The organism is Rhodococcus sp. 05-2255-1e (assembly GCF_002259025.1).
Classification (GTDB): Bacteria; Actinomycetota; Actinomycetes; order Mycobacteriales; family Mycobacteriaceae; genus Rhodococcoides; species Rhodococcoides fascians.
This window is the reverse complement of record NZ_NOZE01000033.1, coordinates 214,957-235,683: the sequence shown is the minus strand read 5'-3', so window position 1 is coordinate 235,683 and position 20,727 is coordinate 214,957. Positions and strand designations below refer to the sequence as shown.

Here is a 20,727-nt window from a genome sequence, read left to right as displayed (position 1 = left end):
ATCGAATCACCATGAGTGAAAACAACGAACCGACCCTCGACGACGTCATGATCCCCACCGAGGAAGCTCACCCCGACCACAAAGAGCACGCCAAGACGCCGAAGCATCTCGACGACAGCGACCTCGACGCGCGTACCGAGCACGAGCGCAACGAAGTGAACTGACGGCAGAATCGAACGACCGTCATGGCGGTCGCATTTCCCGGTTTCCACCGAAAAACCCCGGGTATGCGATCGCCATGGCCGATTCAGCAGCATCACCCGCACCCACCGAGGCAGATCCGGACGATCCGCGCAAAGCGGATTCACCCGCCGATCTGACCAAGCCGTCGTGGATCTATGTTCTGAAGAAGACTGCCCGTGAGTTCTCCCGGGATCAGTGCACCGACCTTGCAGCTGCTTTGACCTACTACGCCGTGCTCTCGCTCTTCCCCGCCATCCTGGCCATCGTGTCGTTGCTGGGTGTGTTCGGCCAGGGACAGGCCACGGTCGACGGCGTCCTGCAGGTTGTCGGCGATCTCGGCCCCCAGTCCGCTGTCGACACGTTGCGTCCGACCATCGAACAGCTCGTCCAAGCGCCCACTGCCGGATTCGCTCTGATCATCGGTATCGCAGGCGCACTGTGGTCTGCATCCGGCTACGTCGGCGCATTCGGCCGCGCGATGAACCGCATGTACGAGGTGGACGAGGGTCGGCCCATCTGGAAGCTGCGCCCCGTGATGCTTCTGGTCACGCTCATCGCCCTGGTCCTGATCGCGCTCGCGGCCGTCATGCTGGCCATCAGTGGCCCCGTGGCCAAAGCTGTGGGCGACGCCGTCGGGCTGGGCGACACCGCACTGACGATCTGGAACATCGCACGGTGGCCGCTCGTCCTGATCGTGGTGGTACTCGCCGTCGCGATTCTGTACTACGCAACACCGAATGTGCAGCAGCCCAAGTTCAAATGGATCAGTTCCGGTGCCGCGGTCGGCATCATCGTATGGATTCTCGCCACCGTCGCATTCGGCTTCTATGTCGCCAACTTCTCCAGCTACAACAAGACCTACGGCTCCCTTGCCGGAGCCATCGTGTTCCTGCTGTGGCTGTGGATCACCAACTTGGCCTTGCTGTTCGGTGCCGAATTGGACTCCGAACTCGAACGCGGCCGCCAACTCCAGGCCGGAATCGTCGCCGAAGAACGTCTGCAACTGCCGCCCCGAGACACCCGGGTATCGGACAAGAACGACGAAAAAGACGCACAGGCCGTCGAGCAAGGTCGAAAATTGCGGGAGGAACACAACCGGACTCCGTGAACATCCCGGACGCCACCGACCGATCGATGAAACAGATCCGCGTGGTGCGCTGATCCGGTGTGGCGGTGCGAATGACGCAGAGAGGCAGGGCAACGTGGCTGAGGAAGAAAATACGGAAGAGTCCCGACGCGCCCACGCCCCGGACTCCGATAGCTTCAGCGCATCGATGTACGGACACCATCTGGAGGGGGTTGCACGAGTCAGCAAGAGGTGTGTGACCGACGCCGGCGTGGACGGAGCCGCGGTCGCCATCCTCATCGACGATGCCGATGCTCGGGATCTGCTGTACGCCACGAACTCCGAAGCTGCCCGGATCGACGAGCTCCAATTCACCACCGGCGAGGGCCCCTGTATCGATGCCTTCGTCACCGGGGTGCCGCAACTGCACCCGAACATCGGTCACCGGCCCGATACCACGGGATGGCCATCGTTCGCGTCGGAAGTTCTTCAGGAGCTCGGCGTGCACGGGGTGTACGCATTCCCATTGTTCAGTGGCGGTGCTCGACTCGGGGTCCTCGAGCTCTACACCCAGAAGTCAGGAACTATGACGGCACAACAGATCACCGCTGCCCAGGCCGCAGCCTCGACCCTCGGTGACATCGTCGTCAGTGAAGTCGCAGCCCGACCGGACTTCTTCGACGAGTCGACACTTCGCCCACCCGACGGCCCATTCCGCTCCGCTCGGTCCGACATCAACATCGCAGTCGGTGTGTTGGCCGAGCGTCTGCATGTGTCGCTCGACGAGGCAACCGCGCGGCTGCGTGCCCGTGCCTACGCCGATGCCCGCTCGATCTCCTCCCTCGCGTTCGACATCGTCCGCGGGGACGGCTTGTTCTACGACGACCCGGGGAGCGCGTGACATCGAAGCCCACCGTCCATCGACCACGAACGTCCGAGTTGACAGCTCCAACAACGAAAGAAGGCCGAACATGCCACCCATCCCTCGCCCGGATCAATCGTCGCCGGCACCCAACGGCCCGACCGGAGCTCGCGATACGAGAGCCCAAACCGGGGATTTCCTGACCACTGCGCAAGGCGTACGTCTACCCGACACCGATCATTCGCTCAAGGCGGGCGATCGAGGCCCGACGTTGCTCGAGGACTTCCATCTTCGCGAGAAGATCACCCACTTCGACCACGAGCGAATTCCGGAGCGCGTCGTGCACGCACGCGGTGCCGCCGCACATGGAACGTTCGAGTCCTACGGGTCGGCGAAGACCGTGACCAAGGCAGGATTTCTCGCCCAGAAGGGTAAGCGGACACCGGTTTTCGTGCGGTTCTCGACCGTTCTCGGATCGCGTGGTTCCGCCGACACCGTCCGCGACACCCGCGGTTTCGCGGTCAAGTTCTACACCGACGAAGGAACCTTCGACCTGGTCGGGAACAACATGCCCGTCTTCTTCATCCAGGACGGCATCAAGTTCCCCGACATCATTCACGCCGGCAAACCGCAGCCCGATATCGAACTGCCGCAAGCGCAGTCGGCACACGACTCGTTCTGGGACTTCGTCTCGCTGCACACCGAGGCAACTCACCACGTCATGTGGAACATGAGCGATCGAGGTATTCCGCGGTCGTATCGCACGATGGAAGGCTTCGGCGTCCACACGTTCCGCCTCGTCGCCGAGAACGGCGAGACCAGGCTCGTGAAATTTCATTGGAAGCCACTCGCCGGAGTGCATTCACTGGTGTGGGAGGAAGCCCAGATCGCCGCGGGCGTCGATCCGGACTTCCACCGACGCGACATGTCCGACGGCATCAAGGCCGGTGCCCCACTGGAATACGAATTCGGAGTCCAGGTCATGCCCGACGACGGCACCGAGACCTACGAGGGCATCGATCTGCTCGATCCCACGAAAATCGTTCCCGAAGAACTGGTTCCGGTGCAACCCATCGGCAAGCTCACCCTCGACGCGAACCCCACGAACTACTTCGCCGAAACCGAGCAGGTCGCGTTCCACACGGGCCACCTGGTGCCGGGCATCGAAGTCACCAACGACCCACTGATGCAGGCGCGTCTGTTCTCCTACCTGGACACCCAGATCACGCGTCTCGGCGGCCCCAATTTCTCGCAACTGCCGATCAACCGGCCGCATGCACCTGTCAACGACATGCTGCGAGACGGCATGCACCAGACCGCCGATCACACCGGCCTTGCCCCGTACCTCAGCAACTCCGTCGACGACGGAGAACCAGCGGTAGCAGGTGAGAAGGACCACGGTTACGTGCAGACCGAACGCCTCATCGAGGGACGCGCAGTACGAGCAAACCCCGCATCCTTCGACGACCACTTCACCCAGCCCACCATGTTCTATCGCAGCCTCAGTGCGGTCGAGCAGGATCACCTCGTCGAGGCATTCACGTTCGAGCTGGGCAAAGTGTTCGAGCAATCGATCAAAGAACGTGAACTCGAGGTTCTCTCGAACGTCGATGCCGACCTGTGCGAGCGCGTCGCCGCCGGCCTCGGCCTACCCGCACCCGTCGGCACACCCGCTGAGGACGTATTGCTCTCCCCCGCACTGTCTCAGATCGTCGAGGCTCCGGGACCGATTGCCGGACGAAAGATCGGCGTCATCGCCGACGCCGGATCGGACCTGTCCGGAATCGGCAAGCTACGGACGGCAGCCGCGCGCCGCGGTGCCACAGTGCACGTCATCGCTGCGGCCGGCGGCATTCTCGGTAAAGGCATGCGCACTCAGGTTGTCGAGCGAACATTCCTCACAGTTCGTTCGATCGAGTTCGACGCCTTCGTCGTCGCGGGCGGAACAACACCGACGAACGACATCAAGCTGATCCTGCTGCTGCAGGAAGCATTCCGTCATTGCAAAGCGATGGGTGCCTGGGGCGACGGAACGGCACTGCTCGAGCAGGCTGGAATCGGTGCCGACGACGCAGGCGTCGTCATCGGCGAGACAGCGGTGAAAGCGTTCAACGACGCATTGTTCGCTGCGGTCGGATTGCACCGAGCCTGGGATCGTGCCCCCGCGGTGATGGCGTCGAACATCCCGCCTTCGGTCCCCGACAAGCCTGCTCGTAAGCGGGCAGCCAAGGCCAAGAAGTAGGGCTAGCCCGGCTGGGGCTCGGTCAGCATCGCTGCCATGTCGTCCAACTCGAAGTACTGGGCGATTGCGTGTGCCGATCGAGCTCCGGCTGCGGGGTCTGCGCCTGCCTCCAGCAACATCCGCACAATGGGTATCGACCGACGAAACACCGCGGCCGCCAACGCTGTCTGGCCGTTGTCGTTCACGCGATCCACCGCAGCCCCCAGCGTCAGCAGCGTGCCCACCGCACCCGGTTGTACGTGATACGCCGCCAGAATCAGTAGCGTGTCGCCCTTGTCGTTGGTCAGGTCGACGGACCCTCCGGCCTCGAAAAACGACTGCAACCACGAGGCGTCACCGCTGCGCGCGCAGTCGAATGCATGCCGAAACACCGCCAGAACATCGTCGTCGTCCACCAACACATGATTCCCCGAGCGACGAGGTTCCAACCAGACCAGCAGGGGTGGCCCGGGTATCGAACCCGGGCCACCCCTGATTGCAGAGCTCAGAGCAGAACGACTCCCGCGAACACGGCTGCACCGACGAGCACGGCACCCGTGAACGCCTGAACGCGGCGGTCCACGACGCACATCAACGACAGGAAGCCGGGCATCGATCCGCCCCGGCGGGTGTGCACGATAGCCAGCGCACTCGGCATGCAGCGGCCGAGCGAGACCGTCACGAACAGAGCCGCACCCAGCGCAGGCGAGCCCAGCGCTGCCACACCCAGTGCCATCAGGTAGTACGCACTGGACCTGATGTAGATCAGGAAGCCCGGTCCGATGATGGCACCGAACAGCAGGGACACCTTCCACGGTTCCATACTCCGCCGCAGGTGACGCGGTAGCTGCTGTCGACGCATCGGAGTCGGCATCGAGATCAGCCCCAGTTCGTGCAATCCGTATGCGAGAGCGAGGGCGGCCCACACCCCGAGCATCGCGGCCACCGACACAGCACCCGAGACGACTCCCCCGACGGCACCGATCGCGGCACCCGTGACCGAACCGGTGACGACGGAACCCAGTGCGTGCCAACCGAGTCGACGGACCGGGGTGGATGACCCCTTACGCCCGGGTTGCTTGGGTGCTACGACAACTCCCGCGACGGACATTCCGCACGTCGACCAGTTGGCCGCGAGTGCCGTGACGGCTCCCGCGGCGACGACGACACCGGTCAGCCCGGTAGCGGCAGTCGGACCGAACGCGAGTGCAGCACCCGCGCCGATCGCGGCGGCAGCCGAAATCAGAACGGTGCGTGTGCCGAGCCCCACCGAGCTCTGCAGGGTCGGTCTGATCTGGGGCATATCCTGTTGCAGTGCAGTGTGATCGATGATCGTGGTCATGGATACCTCCTCGATTTCTGTGGTGGTTCACATCAGCCGACGTGAACCGTTCCGGACATGTACGGGTGAATCGAGCAGTGGTACTCCACGTCACCCGGCGTGTCGAACGTGAACCGAAAAGTACTGTCTCCGTTGACACCACTGTCGAACACGCCGTCGGCGTGAACTTCGTGGAGCAGTCCGCCATCGTCGAACTGCCATTCGACGGTGCCGCCGACCGGAATGCTCACCTCCTGTGGATCGAAGCGGACGTTGCTGATGAGCACGGTGGCGTCGATGCCGGGTTCCGACGAGCACCCGGCGGCGATCGTCAGGATGGAGACCGCCACCACCGTTTTTACTCCTCGACGACGACCGTGCCGAGCATCATCGGGTGCGGGGTGCAGTGATAGTCGAATGTGCCTGCCTCCTCGAAGGTGTAGGAGTAGCTACCTTCGGTCAGCAGCTCGCTCTTGAAGGTCTCGTCGGCCGTCTCGACGACATCGTGCGGCAGACCGTTGTCGTCGAAGATCCACTCGACGGTCTCGCCCTTCTTTATCGTCACCGACGCCGGGCTGTAGCTCATGTTCTCGACTCGGACGGTCGCAGCGGGGGCATCGCTTCCCGAGTCGCTACTGCACGCCGTCAGGCCCAGCAGCGAAACCAGCGCCGCGACCAGGACAAGTATCTTCTTCATGGATTGCCTCTCATCTGATGTACATCAAGTTCGCCGTCATACCCGCCTCGAAGTGATAGGCGTTGTGGCAGTGGAACATCCACTCGCCGGGATTATCGGCATCGAAGTCGATCGCCAGGGAGGTCCCAGGCAGGACGTTCACGGTGTCTCGGCGCAGCCCGCCGTAGTCCGGAACGGCGAACGTGTGTCCGTGCGTGTGCATCGGGTGCCACATGGTCGACGTGTTGTTCATGGTGATGCGGATTCGCTCGCCCTGCTTCATGACGAGCTTGCCCGCATCCGCCCCGGCCATCGCCCACACGTACCGATCACCGGCCTGCAGCAGATCCACCGAGAACTCGCGGTCGGGAGCCCTGTCGGCCAGCTTCGACTTCTCGGCCGGCCGGAGGTCACTCTCTAGAATCAGTTCGCGTCCCAGCTCCGGAATCGACGCTCCAACATCAGGATTCGCCAAGGGTGCGGCATCTGTGCTGCGCAGTACCGTCGAGGCGTATCCCGGTCGGCCCTCCACTGCGGCCACCATCGGCCATGCTCCGGAAGCGACGGTCACCAGCACGTCGTATCGCTGCGCCATACCGATGAGAATCGCATCGGTCTCGACCGGCACCACGTCGAAGCCGTCGACAGCGACGATCGTCATGCGGTGTCCGGCGACCGCGAACCGATACGGAGTCTCCGCTCCCGCGTTGATGATTCGCAGCCGTAGTCGAGATCCGACAGCAGCCTCGACGACGGCAGGGTCATGGGGAGGTCGGCCGTTGATCAGGTGCAGCGGATAGGCGATGTGCTGCGTCATGCCCCCGAGCACCTCCGACTCGCCGTGTCCCGACGAGGTCAACGACGTTGCAACAGTGGCTTCGTCTGCGCCGATCGGAGCCGGAGCCGCTCCCCCGCCGTGACCGGCGTGACCGCCGCCGTGCAGTTCCGGATTCAGCGCTGCCATGATCGCGTCGGGTGTGGTTCCCAGTCCGTCGACCCAATCATCCAGTACCAGAACGGTATCGGCGTCGGCACCGGAGTTGTCGTGGGGATCTTCGACGATCAGGGCACCGAACAACCCCCGGTCGGCCTGAAGGCCGGAATGCGAGTGGTACCAATACGTCCCGGGATCGGGGGCGATGAACGAGTAGTCGAAGGTGCTGCCCGGAACTATCGCCTCCTGCGTCACGGGTGGCACGCCGTCCATGTCGTTGCGAATCCTGATGCCGTGCCAATGGATACTCGTGTCGCTCGACAGGGAATTGGTGACCGATGCGCGCATCGTGTCGCCGGCCGTGAGCCGTAGTTCCGGCGCTACCGCACCGCTTCCGTAGGTCCACGTGTTCACCAGACGCCCGCCCAGGTCCACCGCTGCCATGCCGGCCGCGAGGGCGTACGTCGCTGTCTTCCCGGAGGATGCGCGCGCCGCCTCGGCGGCAGCGACTTCTGGGTCGGTCGGCTTGATGTAGTTCAACTTGTCCGTGGATCCGGATGTCCCCTCGGAGGAGGCGCTGCAACCGGCGACACCGAGTGCACCGATTCCCGCCAGGCCGACGCCTGCTGTCGCGAGGGACAGGAAGCGGCGTCGGCCCAGCATCGACCGGATGTCGGGCGAAGTCACTCGATTTCCTCGGGCGTGATCAGATTCGTGATCGGGTTGACTGCGCCGTCGATGTCGACGGAGCTGACCTGCTGTCCTGTTGCGGCATCGAATCCGACGAGCTTCTGGGGCGCTTCGCCGTCGACCTCGGCACCGTCGCCCAGTACGTAGAACGTCTTGCCGTCCAGACTGAACGCCATAGAGGAGAAACTCTCGATGCCGATGTCCGCCAACGTCAACGAGCGAACGGGGGCAAGATTCGCAGCGTCGGACAGTACTATCTTCGCCACCGAGCCGCCGCGCGCAGAGTCCGGATGGATGATGCTGTCGGTGTAGGTGATGGCCATGCGGGTCGCGTCGGCGTTGATGACGTTCTCCGAGAAGCGTCCGGACGGGTCGCCGGCGTTTCCGATCGGCTTCACTGCCTCGGTGGGAAGTCCGTTCGAGAAGTCGAAGACGAACACGTCGCCGTTCTCACTGACAAGCAGAGCCTTCTTCGCTTCCTCGGCGAACGTCGTCTTACGGGTACTGACGAAGTCGTCCGGGAGGACCTTCTCTCGGCCCACCTCGGTCGGGACGCCGTCGTCACCGATGTTGACGTGCAAGAGCTCTCGGGTGTCCTCGCACACGCTGTACAGATCATGGCCGACCATCCAGGTGAACGGCCCACAGCCGATTATGCGGAGTGCGCCCGATTCCTTGCCGGCCCCCAGATCCACGACGCGAATTCCGTAGAGCCCGTCGTCCCAGCTGACGAAGTACTTGCCGTCGGAGGTGACGGCGTTCGATCCTTCCCGTGAGTGCACTCGTGCCACATCGGGGAGTTTCGCCTCCTTCGGTTCGAGCAGGTTTCCCGAATAGGTACTGACGGTGAAGTCCGCTGCCCCACGTGATCCACGTGGACGCCACACCTCGGCTGCGACAATGGCCGGGTCGCTGCTGGTCTCGCCGACGAACCCGTGCACCACCGGATCCCAGATTCCCGCACCGACGGTCACGCGAGTGGTGACCTTGCCGGTCGCGGGATCGACTGCGTTGACGGTCATTTCGAGCTTGCCGAAGCCGCCTTCGATGCCGAGGATCTGGTTTGCGCCGATCGGGGTGATCTCGCCGACGTGGAGCGGCTCGGGGATCTGGCCCGTGATCTCCTGATCCTCTTCACCGAGACCGATTCCCTCACCGGGCGCGGTGAATTCGACGGACGGGTAGGTGACCTCGGTCGACGAGGCCGAGTCCTCGGTGTCCTCGCTCGACGAACTGCACGACGTCATCGCCAGTAGGGCGGCCAACGGGACGGCAGTGAGTACCGCGGTGCGGCGTAGACGGGTCACGAGCCGGCACCTACCTTCGGGCGAGCAGCGGGACGGGCCTGGCAGTCCGCGCCGACGATCGGAGCCATGGTGCAGGTGTAAGCCTGCGATTCGTCCGAGACGCACCAGATGATTTCTTGGTCGTAGCTGCCGCTGACCGGGTTGTACATCGTTGCCTGCATGTCGGGTTCACCGCAGAATGCATTGGAGCAGCTCGGCGCACCGCAGCAGTCGTAGTAGGCGATGAGGTAGGTCTTGCCGTCGGCGGGGTTGGTGCAGCAGCCGACCCAGAATTCGGCACCGGGCTTGGATCCTGGTGCACAGGTGGTCAATCCGCCGCCTTCGCATGCAGCACAGGACGTTCCGTCCATGCTGCACCAGCGCCAATAGTCGCATTCGGCGGGATTGCTGCCGTCGTACTCGGGAACCTGCGGCTCGGGTGTGGGAGCCGCAGGAGTCTCCTGCGCGTATGCCCGAGAGACCGGGAGCGCGCTGACGACGGCCACTCCCGAGGCACCGAGCGTCCATCTGCCGATCTTCGAGATCATGGATCGACGCGAAACACGTTCGGACAGTTTACGTCCGGACCTGCTCGCGAAGCTGCCTCCGCGTCCTGCCATCCATTCGGCCTGCTCGGCCACGGTGTTCTCGTCGACCGGATACCGCTGCTCGCTACTACCCGAGTGCGGATCGTGGGGATGTTCGTGATTGTCCATGTGCTCTCCGATGTGTGAAGGGATCCGAGTGGGACTAGGCAGCGCCTGCGTGATTTCGGGCAGCTTGGGTGTGCAGGTGCTGCAGCGACGGCGTACCGGATTCGAGTGCGTTGAGCAGACTCTCGACCTGGGCCATGTGGTTGCACAGGCCCTTCGCCTTGATCTTGCCGTGTTCGTCGAGAATGACGCCGAACGGTGTGGTGCCGATCTGGTACGCGATTCCTACGTCCCGGCCGTCGACGTAGCTCAGCTCGGATCCCAGTCCGGCGCCGGCTAGGAACTCTGCGTGCTCGGCCGGAGTGCCGTCGGAGATCATGACGATGTCGAGGTCGGATTCACCCTTGGCCATCGACTTCATACCGGGCAGAAGCGATTTGCACGTCGAGCATCCGGGAGCGGTGAACAGGAGCAACTGCGGCCGCTCGCGATGGCCACCGACACTGACCGTGCGTCCGACATGATCGGTGAGACCGTGGAAGCTGGGTCCTGCCTGTTCGATCTTGGGGCCGGTGTCCATCATCCGAGCGCCGAGCGGCCCCAAACGCACTTGTACTCGGCCGATTTCGCGGGCCAGTCCGAGAATCATGAGCAGAAGCCCGGCTACGGCCACGGTGAGGACGAGAACCATGGTCACGAGAAATACAGTCATCGACGTGCCTTTCGGAATGAGAGAGATCAGTAGCGGCTGACGGACGAGATTGCGCGGAGCTCGATGGCCGCGTTGGTGAGGTAGTCGTCGATCGGGCGGCGGCCGAAGGACATGACCGAGCGCGCGTAGACCCCGACGCACACGAGTGCGACGACGAACAGGCCGACTCCCGTTCCGGTGAGGCGGTCGAACACGCCGATGTCAGGAGTCAGAGTCACGGCCGCCGCGAGGATCGCGAACGACGCTGCGCGGGCGGAGTGCCACCATCCGATGTGGGCGATCTCTTCGCCACCGGCCGAGAACGCGAAACATCCGCAATCGAGATCACGGCGTCCACGCAGCAGGTTGATCGTCAGTCCGGCGAAGAACGCGACGAACATCGCCGACGCGACCGCGCCCGTCACCACCGGAGCGATGCCGAGAATCAGGCCGACCCCGAGCACGATCTCCAGCCAGGGAAGCACTCGACCCACAACCACGGCCAGCTGATCGGGCAGCAGGCGATACCCGCGCACTGCGCGGATCATCCGCTGGTTGTCCGTGACCTTCGGTATGCCAGCCACCAATAGAACTGCGCCGACAACGCACGATAGGGCTGCCCAGAGCATCGCCAACTCGTCACCTCGTTCGCTTCACGCCGCCCGTCGCTCGGTCGGCTGAACGAATCATCCAAGGTCGATGCGTCGGAGGCGCTTCTCCCGAGTTACATGCGCGACGACGCCAAGTGGTGCGTCGAGTGGCCGATCCGCGCAGGTCAGAGCGATCCGACGCGCCCGACTATGGTCTGAATCACTGCCCGTCCGACGTCCGGTTCGATTTTGGGTCGCCAATTCCCACTTGAACTTCCAACCGTTGAAATCGTTGAAACACGGAAGAAATCACCGCGTCGTACCTTGTCCTTCTCTACCGGCTTTATTCCCACCCCGGACACGGCCCTCAGGACGACGATGAACACCAGTGCACTGCGTGCCGCCCTCGAACAGGCCGCTCTGACCGAGCGGCCCATCAATCCTGTGTACTCCCCGTTGAGCGCGCTCGGGCGTAAGCAACTGACCCCGTTCGATTTGCTCGGTCAATCCATGTCGACCATGGCCCCCGCGACGTGCATGGTGTTCATCGCTCTGTGGATGTCGACCTTCGAGGTAGGCAGCGCCGGGCTCGTCGCCATCGTCGGTGCCACCTTCGTCATGACCCTCGTCGCCTTCTGCATCCGGCAGTTCACCCTCCGGCTCGCGGCATCGGGTTCGCTCTACAGCTTTGTCGCCCATGGCCTCGGGAAACGGGCCACTCTGACCGCCGCTGCGGTATTGCTCGTCGGCTACGTGGGCGTGTCGATTTCGGTGCTGTCGAATGCAGGCGCGAACCTCGTCAAGGTCGCCGAGGTATCGGGACTTCACCTCGGTGGTGGATCGGTGATGATCGCCAGTGCCGTTGTCGCTGTAGTCGTCGTGTCGATCGCGGTCAGAGGCGTGCGCTTCGCGAGTCGGACCATTCTCGTCATCGAGATCTGCACCCTCGTCCTCATCACCGCGCTGCTGATGCGCGCGCCGGTCGAGTTGGACATGACGAACACCTCCACGGATGCACCGATCGGGTTCGTCCTCCTCCTTGCGATGCAAACTGTGCTCAGCCTCGCCGGATTCGAGAGTGCCGCGTTCTTCGGACCGGAGGCCCGTACGCCCCTGCGCTCGGTGAGCCGGACGCTACTGGTGTCCCCGTTACTGGTCGGAGCGCTCTACGTGTTCGCCGGATGGGCCGGAATGACCGGGCACGCAGGCACACTCCTCAACGCGTACTTCGGCGGCGTCGATTCCGGGGCGAGCCTCCTTCTCGTGATGGCGGTGAACATTGGCGTGTGCTCGTCCTGGATCGCCTCCACACTCGGCTTCGCGCAGGCCGGTTCGCGGTTGTTGTTCTCGATGAGCATCGAGAAGATCGTCCCGAGCATTCTCGATCGCGTACATCCTCGCTTCCGGACCCCCTGGGCCGCAGTCACGCTCTTCGTCGGTGTCTCGTTGTTCGGGTCGCTTTGGCACAACCCCGATCACGCACCGGACAACTACGACGTCGTGATCGAGATTGCGCTCGTTCTCGGTTACACGATGGTGTCGATTGCCGCGTTGCGATTCCTCGGCCGAATATCCGAACACACCGTGTGGACTCGACTGTGCGGATTGTGCGCCGCTGCAGCCGGATCCGGACTGTTGATATTCGCTGTGATCGACACAGCCAGATCCGGAGCCTGGGCGTACATCGCGTGGTTCGTGGCGCTCGGAGCGTCCGGCACGATCTGGCATTTGTTCCTGCGGTGGTTCAGACCTGAGAGCATCGACGCTATCGGGGTGTTCGACAGCGTCGAAACAGCCGATCTGTTACCGGGATCGGCCGAACTGGAGATGAGCGCAGCGGGCAAACCCGTACTGACTCCTCCTCGTCACGGGAGATAACCGTGGTGACCGAACGACACGATGCGCGCCGGGGTGGATCGGGAACGGGGTTCGGGGGGCAACAACCAAAAGCCGTACAGAAGGCTCTGGCCATGCTGGAAGCGGTGGCGTACCTGGGTGCCGGTGCAACCGCGAAACAGATTGCGGCGCATACGCACGTACCACCGGCCACCGCCTACCGCATGCTGAACTTCTTGGTGGCCGACGGCTTCCTGGTACGAGTGCCGGACCTGTCGGGCTTCGCGTTGGGGCGGCGTACATCCGAACTGGCCTATGCAGCAACGGGATCGGACCCGGTCCGGACTGTCGCAAACGTTCTCGGCGACATGCGCGATCAGACGCGGCACGGCCTCTACGTCGCCACGATACGAGGCGGCACAGTGCGCATGGTCGACGTGGACCCCGACCACGAGGTTGTCTCGGCACCGACGATCATGCGAAATCCGCATGCGCACGCCGTGGGAAAGCTCATGCTCGCGTTCACACCGCGGGCCGTCGACAACCTCGAATTGCGGCCGGTCACCGCACACACCCTCGTCGACGAGCTTTCCCTGCACAGCGATCTTGCCCGCATCCTCGCCACCGGAGTTTCGTTCGAGAACGAGGAATCACGAATCGGCCGAGCCGCTCTGGCGGTACCGGTACGAACGCGCGGTTCCGATGTCGTCGGCGCTCTGTGTCTGCAAGGAATTGCAGGCAGAGTCGATCCCACCAACTCAGCCTTGCTCGAATTCCTCGTCCAGGGAGCCTCGGATCTGGACGGACTGATCTGATCCGAACCTGTGCATCGCTCCACCGACATGCGAGAATTGGACGGTCCACCGCACGCCGTCCGATAAAGTTGGGGAGCATCATGACCGGTCCGGTTGCCCAAGGTAGTGCGATGAAGCGGCGAAACCCCGTTGTCGTGTGGATCCTGTTGCCGCTCATCACCCTCGGCATCTACCACTTCGTCTGGTACTACCTCATCCACCGTGAGATGGCGGACTTCGACCGACGCAAGGTCGACCCGCCGGTCGTCGGCCCACTGCTGGTTCTGCTCCTCCTCGGCTGGACCATCATCGCGCCGTTGATCAGCTACTACAACACAGGAAACCGCATCGCCGACGCCCAACGCGCGGCCGGCCTTCAGCCGACGTGCAGCTCGGTCGTCGGACTTCTGCTCACGTTCGTCTTCGGCCTGCAGTCCCTGTACTACCAGCTGGAACTGAACAAGATCACGGCCCGATACAACGACGTACCGCCGGGAACCGTTGTGCCGCTCACGGTGTGAATCGCGAAACCGAAACCACGAAACGGACCCGATGACCACCCTCCATCACGCACCGCTCTCACGCGTCGATCCGAGCACTCTGTACCGCATCATGGCCCTTCGAGTCGCGGTATTCGTACACGAACAGAAGATCGTCGACGAGGCCGAACTCGATGGCGCGGACCTACTTCCGACGACGGAGCTGTTCTGGATCCAGGATGAGAACGGCGAGGTGTTGGCCACCCTCCGAGTGCTCGTCAACGACACGGTCCACATCGGCCGCGTCGCGACCGCGACTGCCGGCCGTGGCCGCGGATATGCCGGACAGCTTGTCGAGGCCGCCCTCGAGGCATACCCCGGAGTGGTCGAGATGTCCGCGCAAGCACACCTCGAAAAATGGTACGGCCGATTCGGATTCACTCGAGTGGGAGAGCAATACCTGGAAGCGGGAATCCCGCACGTGAAGATGTCCACCCATCCCAGCTGAATCAGCCCAGTGTCGGTGCGTGTGCAACTTGTGCTCCACTCTGGGCCCCGAGTCGGAGAAACCTCGCGACCGAGGCGTCGAGTGGAGCAGACTTCCCGCCAACGAAGCGAGATCATTTCTTCTTCGGGTCGTGGCCCCAGTTCATCAGCGAGTAGCGCCATTTGGTGTCGGTGATGTCCCCGTCGGGCCGCTGCGCAAGGTGTCGTTTGCAGTAGCCGACGACCTTTCGCATGTGCTCGTAGTCGTCGTCGGACAGGTCCGCCTTCTTCGTCTTCAGGATTTCGACGATGCGGCGGCCGCTCTCGTGGCCCGTCGACTCACCGCCCTCCTTCTTCTGCCCAACGTCCTTCGAGTCATCGGTGCCGAGAAACTCGTCGAGTTCCTTCGCCGTCATGTTGACGAGGTCATCGAACTCCGTCTTGATGTCACTGTCGTCATCGGCCATCAGTCCGTCTCCTTCGATTCACCCTCGGTGGTGGTGCCGCGTGTCTCCCGTTCGACCGCATCGGCCTTCGGAACTCGTCTCGTTCCTAGTCCGCCGCATACCCACAGTTGGGCCGTACTCAACCTGCTGGTCAGATCTGATTACACCGCCGCAGGGCGGCCCACTCGAAAGCCCTGCAGCAGGTCGGCCCCGATCGACGTGGCCGCTTCGAGGTCGTCGTCGGTCTCGATGCCCTCGAACACGCACCTGGCCTCGGTTTTTCGCGCGAACTCGAGCACCAGTTCGGCCAAGGCCAACTTCACGCGATTGCCTTTCATGCCGTGAACGACGAACGCGTCGAGTTTGATGATCTGCGGCTCGAGCACGACGAGCTGCCGCATACCTGCGTACCCGGATCCCACATCGTCCACTGCGACAGCGACGCCGCCGCGTCGAAGTTCGGCCAACACTGCCACCACCGCATCCTCGTCGTCCTGGGCGGCATGTTCGGTGAGCTCGATTACCAGTGACCGTCGTCGGCCGAAGTCGAGCAGCACATCCACGAGGGCAGCATCGACCAGTAGCGTTGCAGCACTGAGGTTCACCGCAACGAAGCAACCATCCGGCAGACGCGCTGATTCGCCCAGTGCCTTGACGGCCGCAGATCTGTCCAGAGCAGGACCGAGGCCGCACTGCGCTGCATCCGCGAACCACGCCTCGGTGTCACCGCCGCCCGCCGGGAAACGCGACAGGGCCTCGTATCCCTCGATCACCCCATCGCGTGCACGGACGATCGGCTGAAAGACGATGTCCGGGCCACCGCCTGCAATCACAGCCTCCACTCGACGCTGCGACCGCAACAGGGTCGAGCGCAGCGGTGTCGACGCTGCCCTAGTCGACGGCACGATTCCACACCCGCACCACCGGGTGGAGCTGAACCGGAGCTGCAATCGGGCGCATCGCGGCAAGGACTGCATCGGGATCCCGATCGCCGAAACTGCTGATCAGCACACGAACTCGTCGTGTGTCGCGAGGCCAGAAGGCCCCGAACGATTCTGCTATCGCGACATAGTCAGCGGCGCGTTGCTCGGCGCTCAGGCGTGCGGGGCAGCGGTGGCGGAGTACGAATTCTCGCACCAGCCGCCAGCGCCTGCGGCCGCCGATCATTCGATGGAGCATGGTGCCATGGGGACGTCGGCGAACCGATCCATCAGGAACGCTGCGGCGGCGCCGCCGTACCCGTCGATCAGCTGTGGCCCGAAGTGGTTGGGCAACACCGCACCCTGCAGGATCGGCGGCAACGGGTTGGTTCGGAACTCCACCGTGGCCCCTCGCCCACACCAATCCTGAGCCAACTGCCGGGCCTGACCGTACGGCACGGTGTCGTCGTTGAGTCCGCTGGTGATCATCACCGGTGCGTTCGGAGTACTGCGACCGATCCGCTGAGCCTCGAGGATGCGACCCGCCTGCGGAATGGTGCCCAGATTCTCGAGCATCGACTTGCCGTCCGCGGTCAACGATTCGGTTCGCAGGAACGGGTACTTCAGAATGGTGTCGCCGATGCACTGCGTCGACAGATCGTTCAGCACCGCCTTGCCGTGATCGGTGAGTCTCTCTTCGACGAGCGGCAGCAAGCTCGGATCCCGCTCGACGAACCCGTTGAGGGCATAGCCGATCACCCCTCCGATCAGCGTCCCGTCGACGGTCTTCAACACCTCGAGCAAGTCCGCTGTAGGTGCTCCGGCCCAGGTGCCCTTCACATTCAGACCTGGTGCGTACTCCGAGGCGAGTTCGGCCGCCGCGGCTGCCGCCCCACCGCCCTGGGAGTACCCCCAGATACCAACGGGTGCATCGGTATCACCGAGAAGCTCGTTCGCGGCACGAGCACCGTCGAGCACCGCATGAGCCTGCTCGACACGATTGACATAGGTGTGCACGCCGGGCGTTCCCAACCCGATGTAGTCGGTCACGAATACGTTGGCACCCATCGATCCCCACAGAGTGGAAGACAACAACTCCTGATTGAACGAGATCGACAATGGTTGTGTCACAGCGTTGACAGTCGTCGGAAATGCACGAGAAGGAGCGCACTGATCGGCCTGACCCACCGTGCCGGGCGCGACGACGATGGTCGGCCGCGGGCCTGCACCGCGCCAGGGCACCTCGGTCTCGATGAACGTGCCCGACACGCCCACCGGCGTATCGTCCTGCGTCCGTGACGAGTACAGCACCCGCTGCGCCTGAACAGGGTAGGCACCGTCCGCACCGGGCAGAGCCGCGAACAGTGACATCGGCTGCGTCCGCAACACGGCCCCCGGGTCGTCGACGACCTGAGCCGGAGGCACGTAGAAGTCGTCGACGGGGTCGGCATTCGCCGCCGAGCCGCTGAGCACGGTCAGGGAAGACGCGAGCACGGCGGTGACGGCGACGCCGATCATGTTGCGGTACAGATGCATCGGTCTCTTTCTGGTGGGGGTCAAATAACGGTGCCGATATCGTCGGCAACGATGTTGTCCAACGCACGTTCGGCCAGTGCGGCGATGGTCATGGATGGGTTGCACGCTGCGGTGGTGCCGGGCATGAGCGCCCCGTCGAGTACATACAGGCCTCGCTGGCCGTGCACGCGACCGTCGAGATCACATACCGCGCCCATGTTGGCCCCACCCAACGGATGCCAGGTGGACGGGAACAGTGCATTGGTATCGGTGAGAACACTGCCCGATCCGGCGATACGACGCACCGTCGGATCGATCGAACCGTCCTGTATCAGGCTGTCGCCGTTGGCCGGCCAATGTAGTCGAACCTGGTCCATGGAGGAGTCGTAGCCGAAATGGCCGCGGCCGCTGCTGACTCCGTACCCGACGAGCATCGTGCTGTGGGCATCGAACGACAACGGCGGTATCGAGGCCTGGATGACGGTGTGCGCAGTATTCGGGTCGTCCCAGTTCAGACTGCCGAACACCACCGGACCGCCCTGGGGCGCACCGAAAGTATGCTCGATACTCGACCACACGTAGATGCGATCGGCATTGGTGCCCCAACCCTGTCCGAGCTGGTCCGGCAAGTCCGAGATCGCTCCGGTGGCACCGGCACGCACGAGCAGCTTCGTGGTGTTCAGGCTGCCCGCCGCCATGATCAATGCGCCGGCGGTGAGTACCTTGTTTTCCAGTACCGTTCCGTCGGAGTCGATTCGATCGACATACACCGTCCAACGGCCGTCGTCACGCCGCTCGACACTGGTGACGTGGTGATGTGTCGCAACCGTGGCCAGCCCCGTCGCCTCGGCGGCCGCGATGTAGGTGACGTCCACGGAGTGCTTACCGCCGTTGTTGACTCCGAATGCGCCGGACCCATCGGTGTACGACGGTGCCATCACCCCGCGCGTCTCGTCGAGGGCGAAGTTCCAGTCGATCGGCATCGGGATCTTGGACACCGGCAGCCCCGCTCGACGAGCATTGGCCGCAAACACCCGCGCTGCTTGATAATTGGGCGTACCGATCAACTCGTCGGGAGCCTGCTGGAGCTGCAACATCCGCGCCACGCGTGGGTAGTGCACCCGATTCAGAGTCGGCCAATCCAGTCCGGCCGGAAAGTGTTCCTCGAACACCGGCTGCGATGGCTGCAGTGTCATTCCCTGGTAGATCAGGGATCCGCCTCCGACACCGGCCGCGCACAGCGCAGTCATGTTGTCCCCGGGGACCGCATCGAGGAGGCCGACGTACGGATCGAACGGAACTGGCCTGCCGAACAGGTTGGGACTCGAACCGTGCCACAGCATCCGCTTGTCCGGTGACGTGGCATCGGGAAACGTGTCCGCATTCGGTCCTGTGTTCCAACGCCTTCCGCGCTCGAGCACCAGAACCGGCACCCCGGCTTCGGCCAGGCGCAACGCGGCGACGCCACCGCCGAACCCCGATCCGATGATCACCACACGATGATCCTCGCGGGCCAGCGGGATCTGGACGCGTCGCCCGCCCGCTGCTCGCGCCACCCCCGCGCCCGACAGTGCGGCCAATCCCGCAATTCCAGTCGCGCCGAGAAACGAACGGCGATTCAAATTCGACACGTACCCCCCAATGGTGTGCAGCAGCGCGCACCGAGACCTGTGTCACGTGCACGTGCGAAGCAAAACTAGACAGATGCGGCTTATGGTGTCAAGTTTTTGGGGGTCCGTCAGAACAGGAGCGGAATCAGCCAGCGCCGCAGGTATGACCGCAAACCGTCGTCGTCGTGGATCTGCGCGTCGTCGAACAGGATGACGGACAGCGCCACTCGAACCAGCACTCGCTCGATACCTTCGAACCGAGTCGAATCGAATTGTGGGTTCCGTTCGATGTAGCCATCGAGGAATTGACGCGCCACCGGCTCGGCCCGATCCACGACGTCCGGATCGAACAACGGATTTGCGTTGCCAGAACGTAGCAGCGAGTTGAGCACAGGCTCGCTGCGAACGAGGTTGCGTGCGGACACGATCATCTCGACGATGAACTCCGATGGCGTTTCGGCTCGATCGGCCTCCTCTCGGATGCCACCGATGATGCCGACGACAAGGCCGACCATGGCCTCGGAGATCATGTCCTCACGGGTGGTGAAAATCGAATACACCGTCTGACGCGTCACGCCCGCAGCCCGCGCGGCCGCGGCAATGGTGACATCCTCGAACCCACCCTGGACGATGAGCCCGAGGGTGGCGTCGAGAATCTTCTGCTTCGAACGCATGGTCCGAGTATGACTGCATCGCCGGCTCGGCGAGTCATCCGATGAGAGGCCGCCGATTCTTCGTCAATTTTTCGAGCTCGGCCTGCATCGCCCCGTGCACCCGCCCCGCGAACTCCTCCGCCGACTCGTCGGCGTCGGGGTGCATGGGCGCGAGCACCGACGTCTCGAGTTTGGTGGGGAGCGGCAGGTACGGAAGAAGCCCAACCAGACCGAGGTTGACGCCCCACGGTATGGACACCGACAGCGGAAAAGTTTTGAGCCGCAGCACCTTGTCCAACCTCAGCGCCTTCGCCAACCGCTTACCACTGCTGAGTACCAGCAGGGACTCCCCCGCTCCTGCTGTGACGACGGGGACGACCGGCACCCCCGCCTCGATTGCCAAACGGGCGAACCCGGTCCGACCCGAGAACACTATGTCGTTGCGATGCCGCCACGATTTCAAAGCATCGACGTCACCGCCCGGGAAGACCAGGACACTGCTGCCCTCCGCAAAAGCGTCCAGGGCCGTTCGACGCCCGGCGGGCCTGGCACCGAACGGTTCGATCAGCTTCTCGGCATGCAGAGTCCACGCGATCTGGTGGGTCAGCGTGATCAACTCGCGGTCGATACCGAGCTCGTCGTATGCGGCCGCGAATGCGAACACGTTGAGATCGATGACTCCGCCGAACCCATGGTTGGCGACGAACAGCACCGGGGTATCCGGAACCGGTTGCGCTACGGTCACTTCCAATCGGTTGTAGAGGCGAACAGCACTGATGCTCGCCGCGCGAACGACTCGAGCGATGTTGTCCACC

Annotated in this window: 24 protein-coding genes; 8 read left to right on the top strand and 16 right to left on the bottom strand. The window is 63.5% G+C overall.

Going from position 1 to position 20,727, the window contains the following annotated elements; genetic code table 11:
* The first annotated feature begins 11 nt into the window (after positions 1–11).
* The 4 genes from CH262_RS27760 to CH262_RS20075 all read left to right on the top strand — a co-directional run bounded on the left by CH262_RS27760 (position 12) and on the right by CH262_RS20075 (position 4,353).
* The gene (locus CH262_RS27760) at positions 12–164 is read left to right on the top strand and encodes a hypothetical protein (protein ID WP_167326464.1); all 153 of its coding nucleotides are present in this window, start codon (positions 12–14) and stop codon (positions 162–164) included.
* A 74-nt stretch (positions 165–238) separates the two neighbouring features.
* Positions 239–1,291: a YihY/virulence factor BrkB family protein gene (locus CH262_RS20085; RefSeq protein ID WP_094718259.1), complete on the top strand. Its 1,053-nt coding sequence runs from the start codon at positions 239–241 to the stop codon at positions 1,289–1,291.
* A 214-nt stretch (positions 1,292–1,505) separates the two neighbouring features.
* Entirely contained in the window at positions 1,506–2,150 is a 645-nt protein-coding gene (locus tag CH262_RS20080) for a GAF and ANTAR domain-containing protein (RefSeq protein WP_179275058.1), read from the top strand.
* Positions 2,151–2,220: 70 nt separating this feature from the next.
* A complete protein-coding gene (locus CH262_RS20075) occupies positions 2,221–4,353 on the top strand; it encodes a catalase (protein ID WP_094718257.1) in 2,133 nt (710 codons plus the stop codon).
* A gap of 2 nt (positions 4,354–4,355) precedes the next feature.
* Here CH262_RS20075 and CH262_RS20070 read toward each other — a convergent pair whose 3' ends face one another.
* The 9 genes from CH262_RS20070 to CH262_RS20030 form a co-directional block, all read right to left on the bottom strand.
* The gene (locus CH262_RS20070; RefSeq protein WP_256988884.1) at positions 4,356–4,748 is read right to left on the bottom strand and encodes an ankyrin repeat domain-containing protein; all 393 of its coding nucleotides are present in this window, start codon (positions 4,746–4,748) and stop codon (positions 4,356–4,358) included.
* A gap of 89 nt (positions 4,749–4,837) precedes the next feature.
* Positions 4,838–5,674, bottom strand: a complete 837-nt coding sequence (locus CH262_RS20065; RefSeq protein ID WP_094718256.1) for a methylamine utilization protein — start codon at positions 5,672–5,674, stop codon at positions 4,838–4,840.
* Positions 5,675–5,706: 32 nt separating this feature from the next.
* On the bottom strand, positions 5,707–6,003 hold the full coding sequence (locus CH262_RS20060; protein WP_236253892.1) for a biphenyl 2,3-dioxygenase: 297 nt from the start codon (positions 6,001–6,003) through the stop codon (positions 5,707–5,709).
* Between the two features lie 8 nt (positions 6,004–6,011).
* Positions 6,012–6,350 (bottom strand): cupredoxin domain-containing protein, encoded by a 339-nt coding sequence (locus tag CH262_RS20055; protein WP_063216515.1) that lies wholly within the window; start codon positions 6,348–6,350, stop codon positions 6,012–6,014.
* Positions 6,351–6,360: 10 nt separating this feature from the next.
* Positions 6,361–7,926: a multicopper oxidase family protein gene (locus tag CH262_RS20050; RefSeq protein WP_094718425.1), complete on the bottom strand. Its 1,566-nt coding sequence runs from the start codon at positions 7,924–7,926 to the stop codon at positions 6,361–6,363.
* 20 nt (positions 7,927–7,946) lie between these two features.
* Positions 7,947–9,200: a hypothetical protein gene (locus CH262_RS20045; RefSeq protein ID WP_256988906.1), complete on the bottom strand. Its 1,254-nt coding sequence runs from the start codon at positions 9,198–9,200 to the stop codon at positions 7,947–7,949.
* A gap of 56 nt (positions 9,201–9,256) precedes the next feature.
* Complete coding sequence (locus CH262_RS20040) at positions 9,257–9,955, bottom strand: methylamine dehydrogenase light chain (protein WP_032387663.1); 699 nt, start codon at positions 9,953–9,955, stop codon at positions 9,257–9,259.
* A 34-nt stretch (positions 9,956–9,989) separates the two neighbouring features.
* Complete coding sequence (locus CH262_RS20035) at positions 9,990–10,604, bottom strand: redoxin domain-containing protein (protein ID WP_032374910.1); 615 nt, start codon at positions 10,602–10,604, stop codon at positions 9,990–9,992.
* Between the two features lie 26 nt (positions 10,605–10,630).
* Complete coding sequence (locus CH262_RS20030) at positions 10,631–11,212, bottom strand: MauE/DoxX family redox-associated membrane protein (RefSeq protein ID WP_179275057.1); 582 nt, start codon at positions 11,210–11,212, stop codon at positions 10,631–10,633.
* A gap of 339 nt (positions 11,213–11,551) precedes the next feature.
* Between CH262_RS20030 and CH262_RS20025 the strand changes: the two genes are divergently transcribed.
* From CH262_RS20025 to CH262_RS20010, 4 genes are all read left to right on the top strand, one after another.
* Complete coding sequence (locus tag CH262_RS20025) at positions 11,552–13,051, top strand: APC family permease (protein ID WP_094718253.1); 1,500 nt, start codon at positions 11,552–11,554, stop codon at positions 13,049–13,051.
* On the top strand, positions 13,048–13,824 hold the full coding sequence (locus CH262_RS20020; protein WP_094718252.1) for an IclR family transcriptional regulator: 777 nt from the start codon (positions 13,048–13,050) through the stop codon (positions 13,822–13,824). The genes CH262_RS20025 and CH262_RS20020 overlap by 4 nt, the downstream gene beginning before the upstream one ends.
* A gap of 110 nt (positions 13,825–13,934) precedes the next feature.
* Complete coding sequence (locus tag CH262_RS20015; RefSeq protein WP_256988882.1) at positions 13,935–14,324, top strand: DUF4234 domain-containing protein; 390 nt, start codon at positions 13,935–13,937, stop codon at positions 14,322–14,324.
* 31 nt (positions 14,325–14,355) lie between these two features.
* Positions 14,356–14,790 carry a GNAT family N-acetyltransferase gene (locus CH262_RS20010; protein ID WP_094718250.1) on the top strand — a complete coding sequence of 145 codons (435 nt, stop codon included), beginning with the start codon at positions 14,356–14,358 and terminating at the stop codon, positions 14,788–14,790.
* Positions 14,791–14,902: 112 nt separating this feature from the next.
* Here the strand turns inward: CH262_RS20010 and CH262_RS20005 are convergent, their stop codons facing one another.
* The 7 genes from CH262_RS20005 to CH262_RS19980 form a co-directional block, all read right to left on the bottom strand.
* Positions 14,903–15,235, bottom strand: coding sequence for a DUF3140 domain-containing protein (locus tag CH262_RS20005; RefSeq protein WP_032387659.1), 333 nt, complete (start codon positions 15,233–15,235; stop codon positions 14,903–14,905).
* 140 nt (positions 15,236–15,375) lie between these two features.
* Positions 15,376–16,119, bottom strand: a complete 744-nt coding sequence (locus CH262_RS20000; protein ID WP_179275056.1) for an EAL domain-containing protein — start codon at positions 16,117–16,119, stop codon at positions 15,376–15,378.
* Complete coding sequence (locus CH262_RS27755) at positions 16,106–16,393, bottom strand: hypothetical protein (protein ID WP_179275055.1); 288 nt, start codon at positions 16,391–16,393, stop codon at positions 16,106–16,108. The genes CH262_RS20000 and CH262_RS27755 overlap by 14 nt, the downstream gene beginning before the upstream one ends.
* Positions 16,378–17,670: a lipase family protein gene (locus CH262_RS19995; RefSeq protein ID WP_256988881.1), complete on the bottom strand. Its 1,293-nt coding sequence runs from the start codon at positions 17,668–17,670 to the stop codon at positions 16,378–16,380. The genes CH262_RS27755 and CH262_RS19995 overlap by 16 nt, the downstream gene beginning before the upstream one ends.
* Before the next feature lie 20 nt (positions 17,671–17,690).
* Positions 17,691–19,280, bottom strand: a complete 1,590-nt coding sequence (locus tag CH262_RS19990) for a GMC oxidoreductase (protein ID WP_094718248.1) — start codon at positions 19,278–19,280, stop codon at positions 17,691–17,693.
* A 107-nt stretch (positions 19,281–19,387) separates the two neighbouring features.
* On the bottom strand, positions 19,388–19,933 hold the full coding sequence (locus CH262_RS19985) for a TetR/AcrR family transcriptional regulator (RefSeq protein WP_032400433.1): 546 nt from the start codon (positions 19,931–19,933) through the stop codon (positions 19,388–19,390).
* A 34-nt stretch (positions 19,934–19,967) separates the two neighbouring features.
* Positions 19,968–20,726: a 1-acyl-sn-glycerol-3-phosphate acyltransferase gene (locus tag CH262_RS19980; protein ID WP_094718247.1), complete on the bottom strand. Its 759-nt coding sequence runs from the start codon at positions 20,724–20,726 to the stop codon at positions 19,968–19,970.
* Position 20,727: the final 1 nt, after the last annotated feature.

Excerpts from the sequence above, each read along its gene's own strand:
- CH262_RS27760 (WP_167326464.1), top strand. The coding sequence starts at position 12 with ATGAGTGAAAACAACGAACCGACCCTCGACGACGTCATGATCCCCACC.
- CH262_RS20085 (WP_094718259.1), top strand. The coding sequence starts at position 239 with ATGGCCGATTCAGCAGCATCACCCGCACCCACCGAGGCAGATCCGGAC.
- CH262_RS20075 (WP_094718257.1), top strand. The coding sequence starts at position 2,221 with ATGCCACCCATCCCTCGCCCGGATCAATCGTCGCCGGCACCCAACGGC.
- CH262_RS20065 (WP_094718256.1), bottom strand. The coding sequence starts at position 5,674 with ATGACCACGATCATCGATCACACTGCACTGCAACAGGATATGCCCCAG.
- CH262_RS20055 (WP_063216515.1), bottom strand. The coding sequence starts at position 6,350 with ATGAAGAAGATACTTGTCCTGGTCGCGGCGCTGGTTTCGCTGCTGGGC.
- CH262_RS20050 (WP_094718425.1), bottom strand. The coding sequence starts at position 7,926 with ATGCTGGGCCGACGCCGCTTCCTGTCCCTCGCGACAGCAGGCGTCGGC.
- CH262_RS20045 (WP_256988906.1), bottom strand. The coding sequence starts at position 9,200 with ATGACGTCGTGCAGTTCGTCGAGCGAGGACACCGAGGACTCGGCCTCG.
- CH262_RS20040 (WP_032387663.1), bottom strand. The coding sequence starts at position 9,955 with ATGGACAATCACGAACATCCCCACGATCCGCACTCGGGTAGTAGCGAG.
- CH262_RS20035 (WP_032374910.1), bottom strand. The coding sequence starts at position 10,604 with ATGACTGTATTTCTCGTGACCATGGTTCTCGTCCTCACCGTGGCCGTA.
- CH262_RS20030 (WP_179275057.1), bottom strand. The coding sequence starts at position 11,212 with ATGCTCTGGGCAGCCCTATCGTGCGTTGTCGGCGCAGTTCTATTGGTG.
- CH262_RS20025 (WP_094718253.1), top strand. The coding sequence starts at position 11,552 with ATGAACACCAGTGCACTGCGTGCCGCCCTCGAACAGGCCGCTCTGACC.
- CH262_RS20015 (WP_256988882.1), top strand. The coding sequence starts at position 13,935 with ATGAAGCGGCGAAACCCCGTTGTCGTGTGGATCCTGTTGCCGCTCATC.
- CH262_RS20010 (WP_094718250.1), top strand. The coding sequence starts at position 14,356 with ATGACCACCCTCCATCACGCACCGCTCTCACGCGTCGATCCGAGCACT.
- CH262_RS20005 (WP_032387659.1), bottom strand. The coding sequence starts at position 15,235 with ATGGCCGATGACGACAGTGACATCAAGACGGAGTTCGATGACCTCGTC.
- CH262_RS27755 (WP_179275055.1), bottom strand. The coding sequence starts at position 16,393 with ATGCTCCATCGAATGATCGGCGGCCGCAGGCGCTGGCGGCTGGTGCGA.
- CH262_RS19995 (WP_256988881.1), bottom strand. The coding sequence starts at position 17,670 with ATGCATCTGTACCGCAACATGATCGGCGTCGCCGTCACCGCCGTGCTC.
- CH262_RS19985 (WP_032400433.1), bottom strand. The coding sequence starts at position 19,933 with ATGCGTTCGAAGCAGAAGATTCTCGACGCCACCCTCGGGCTCATCGTC.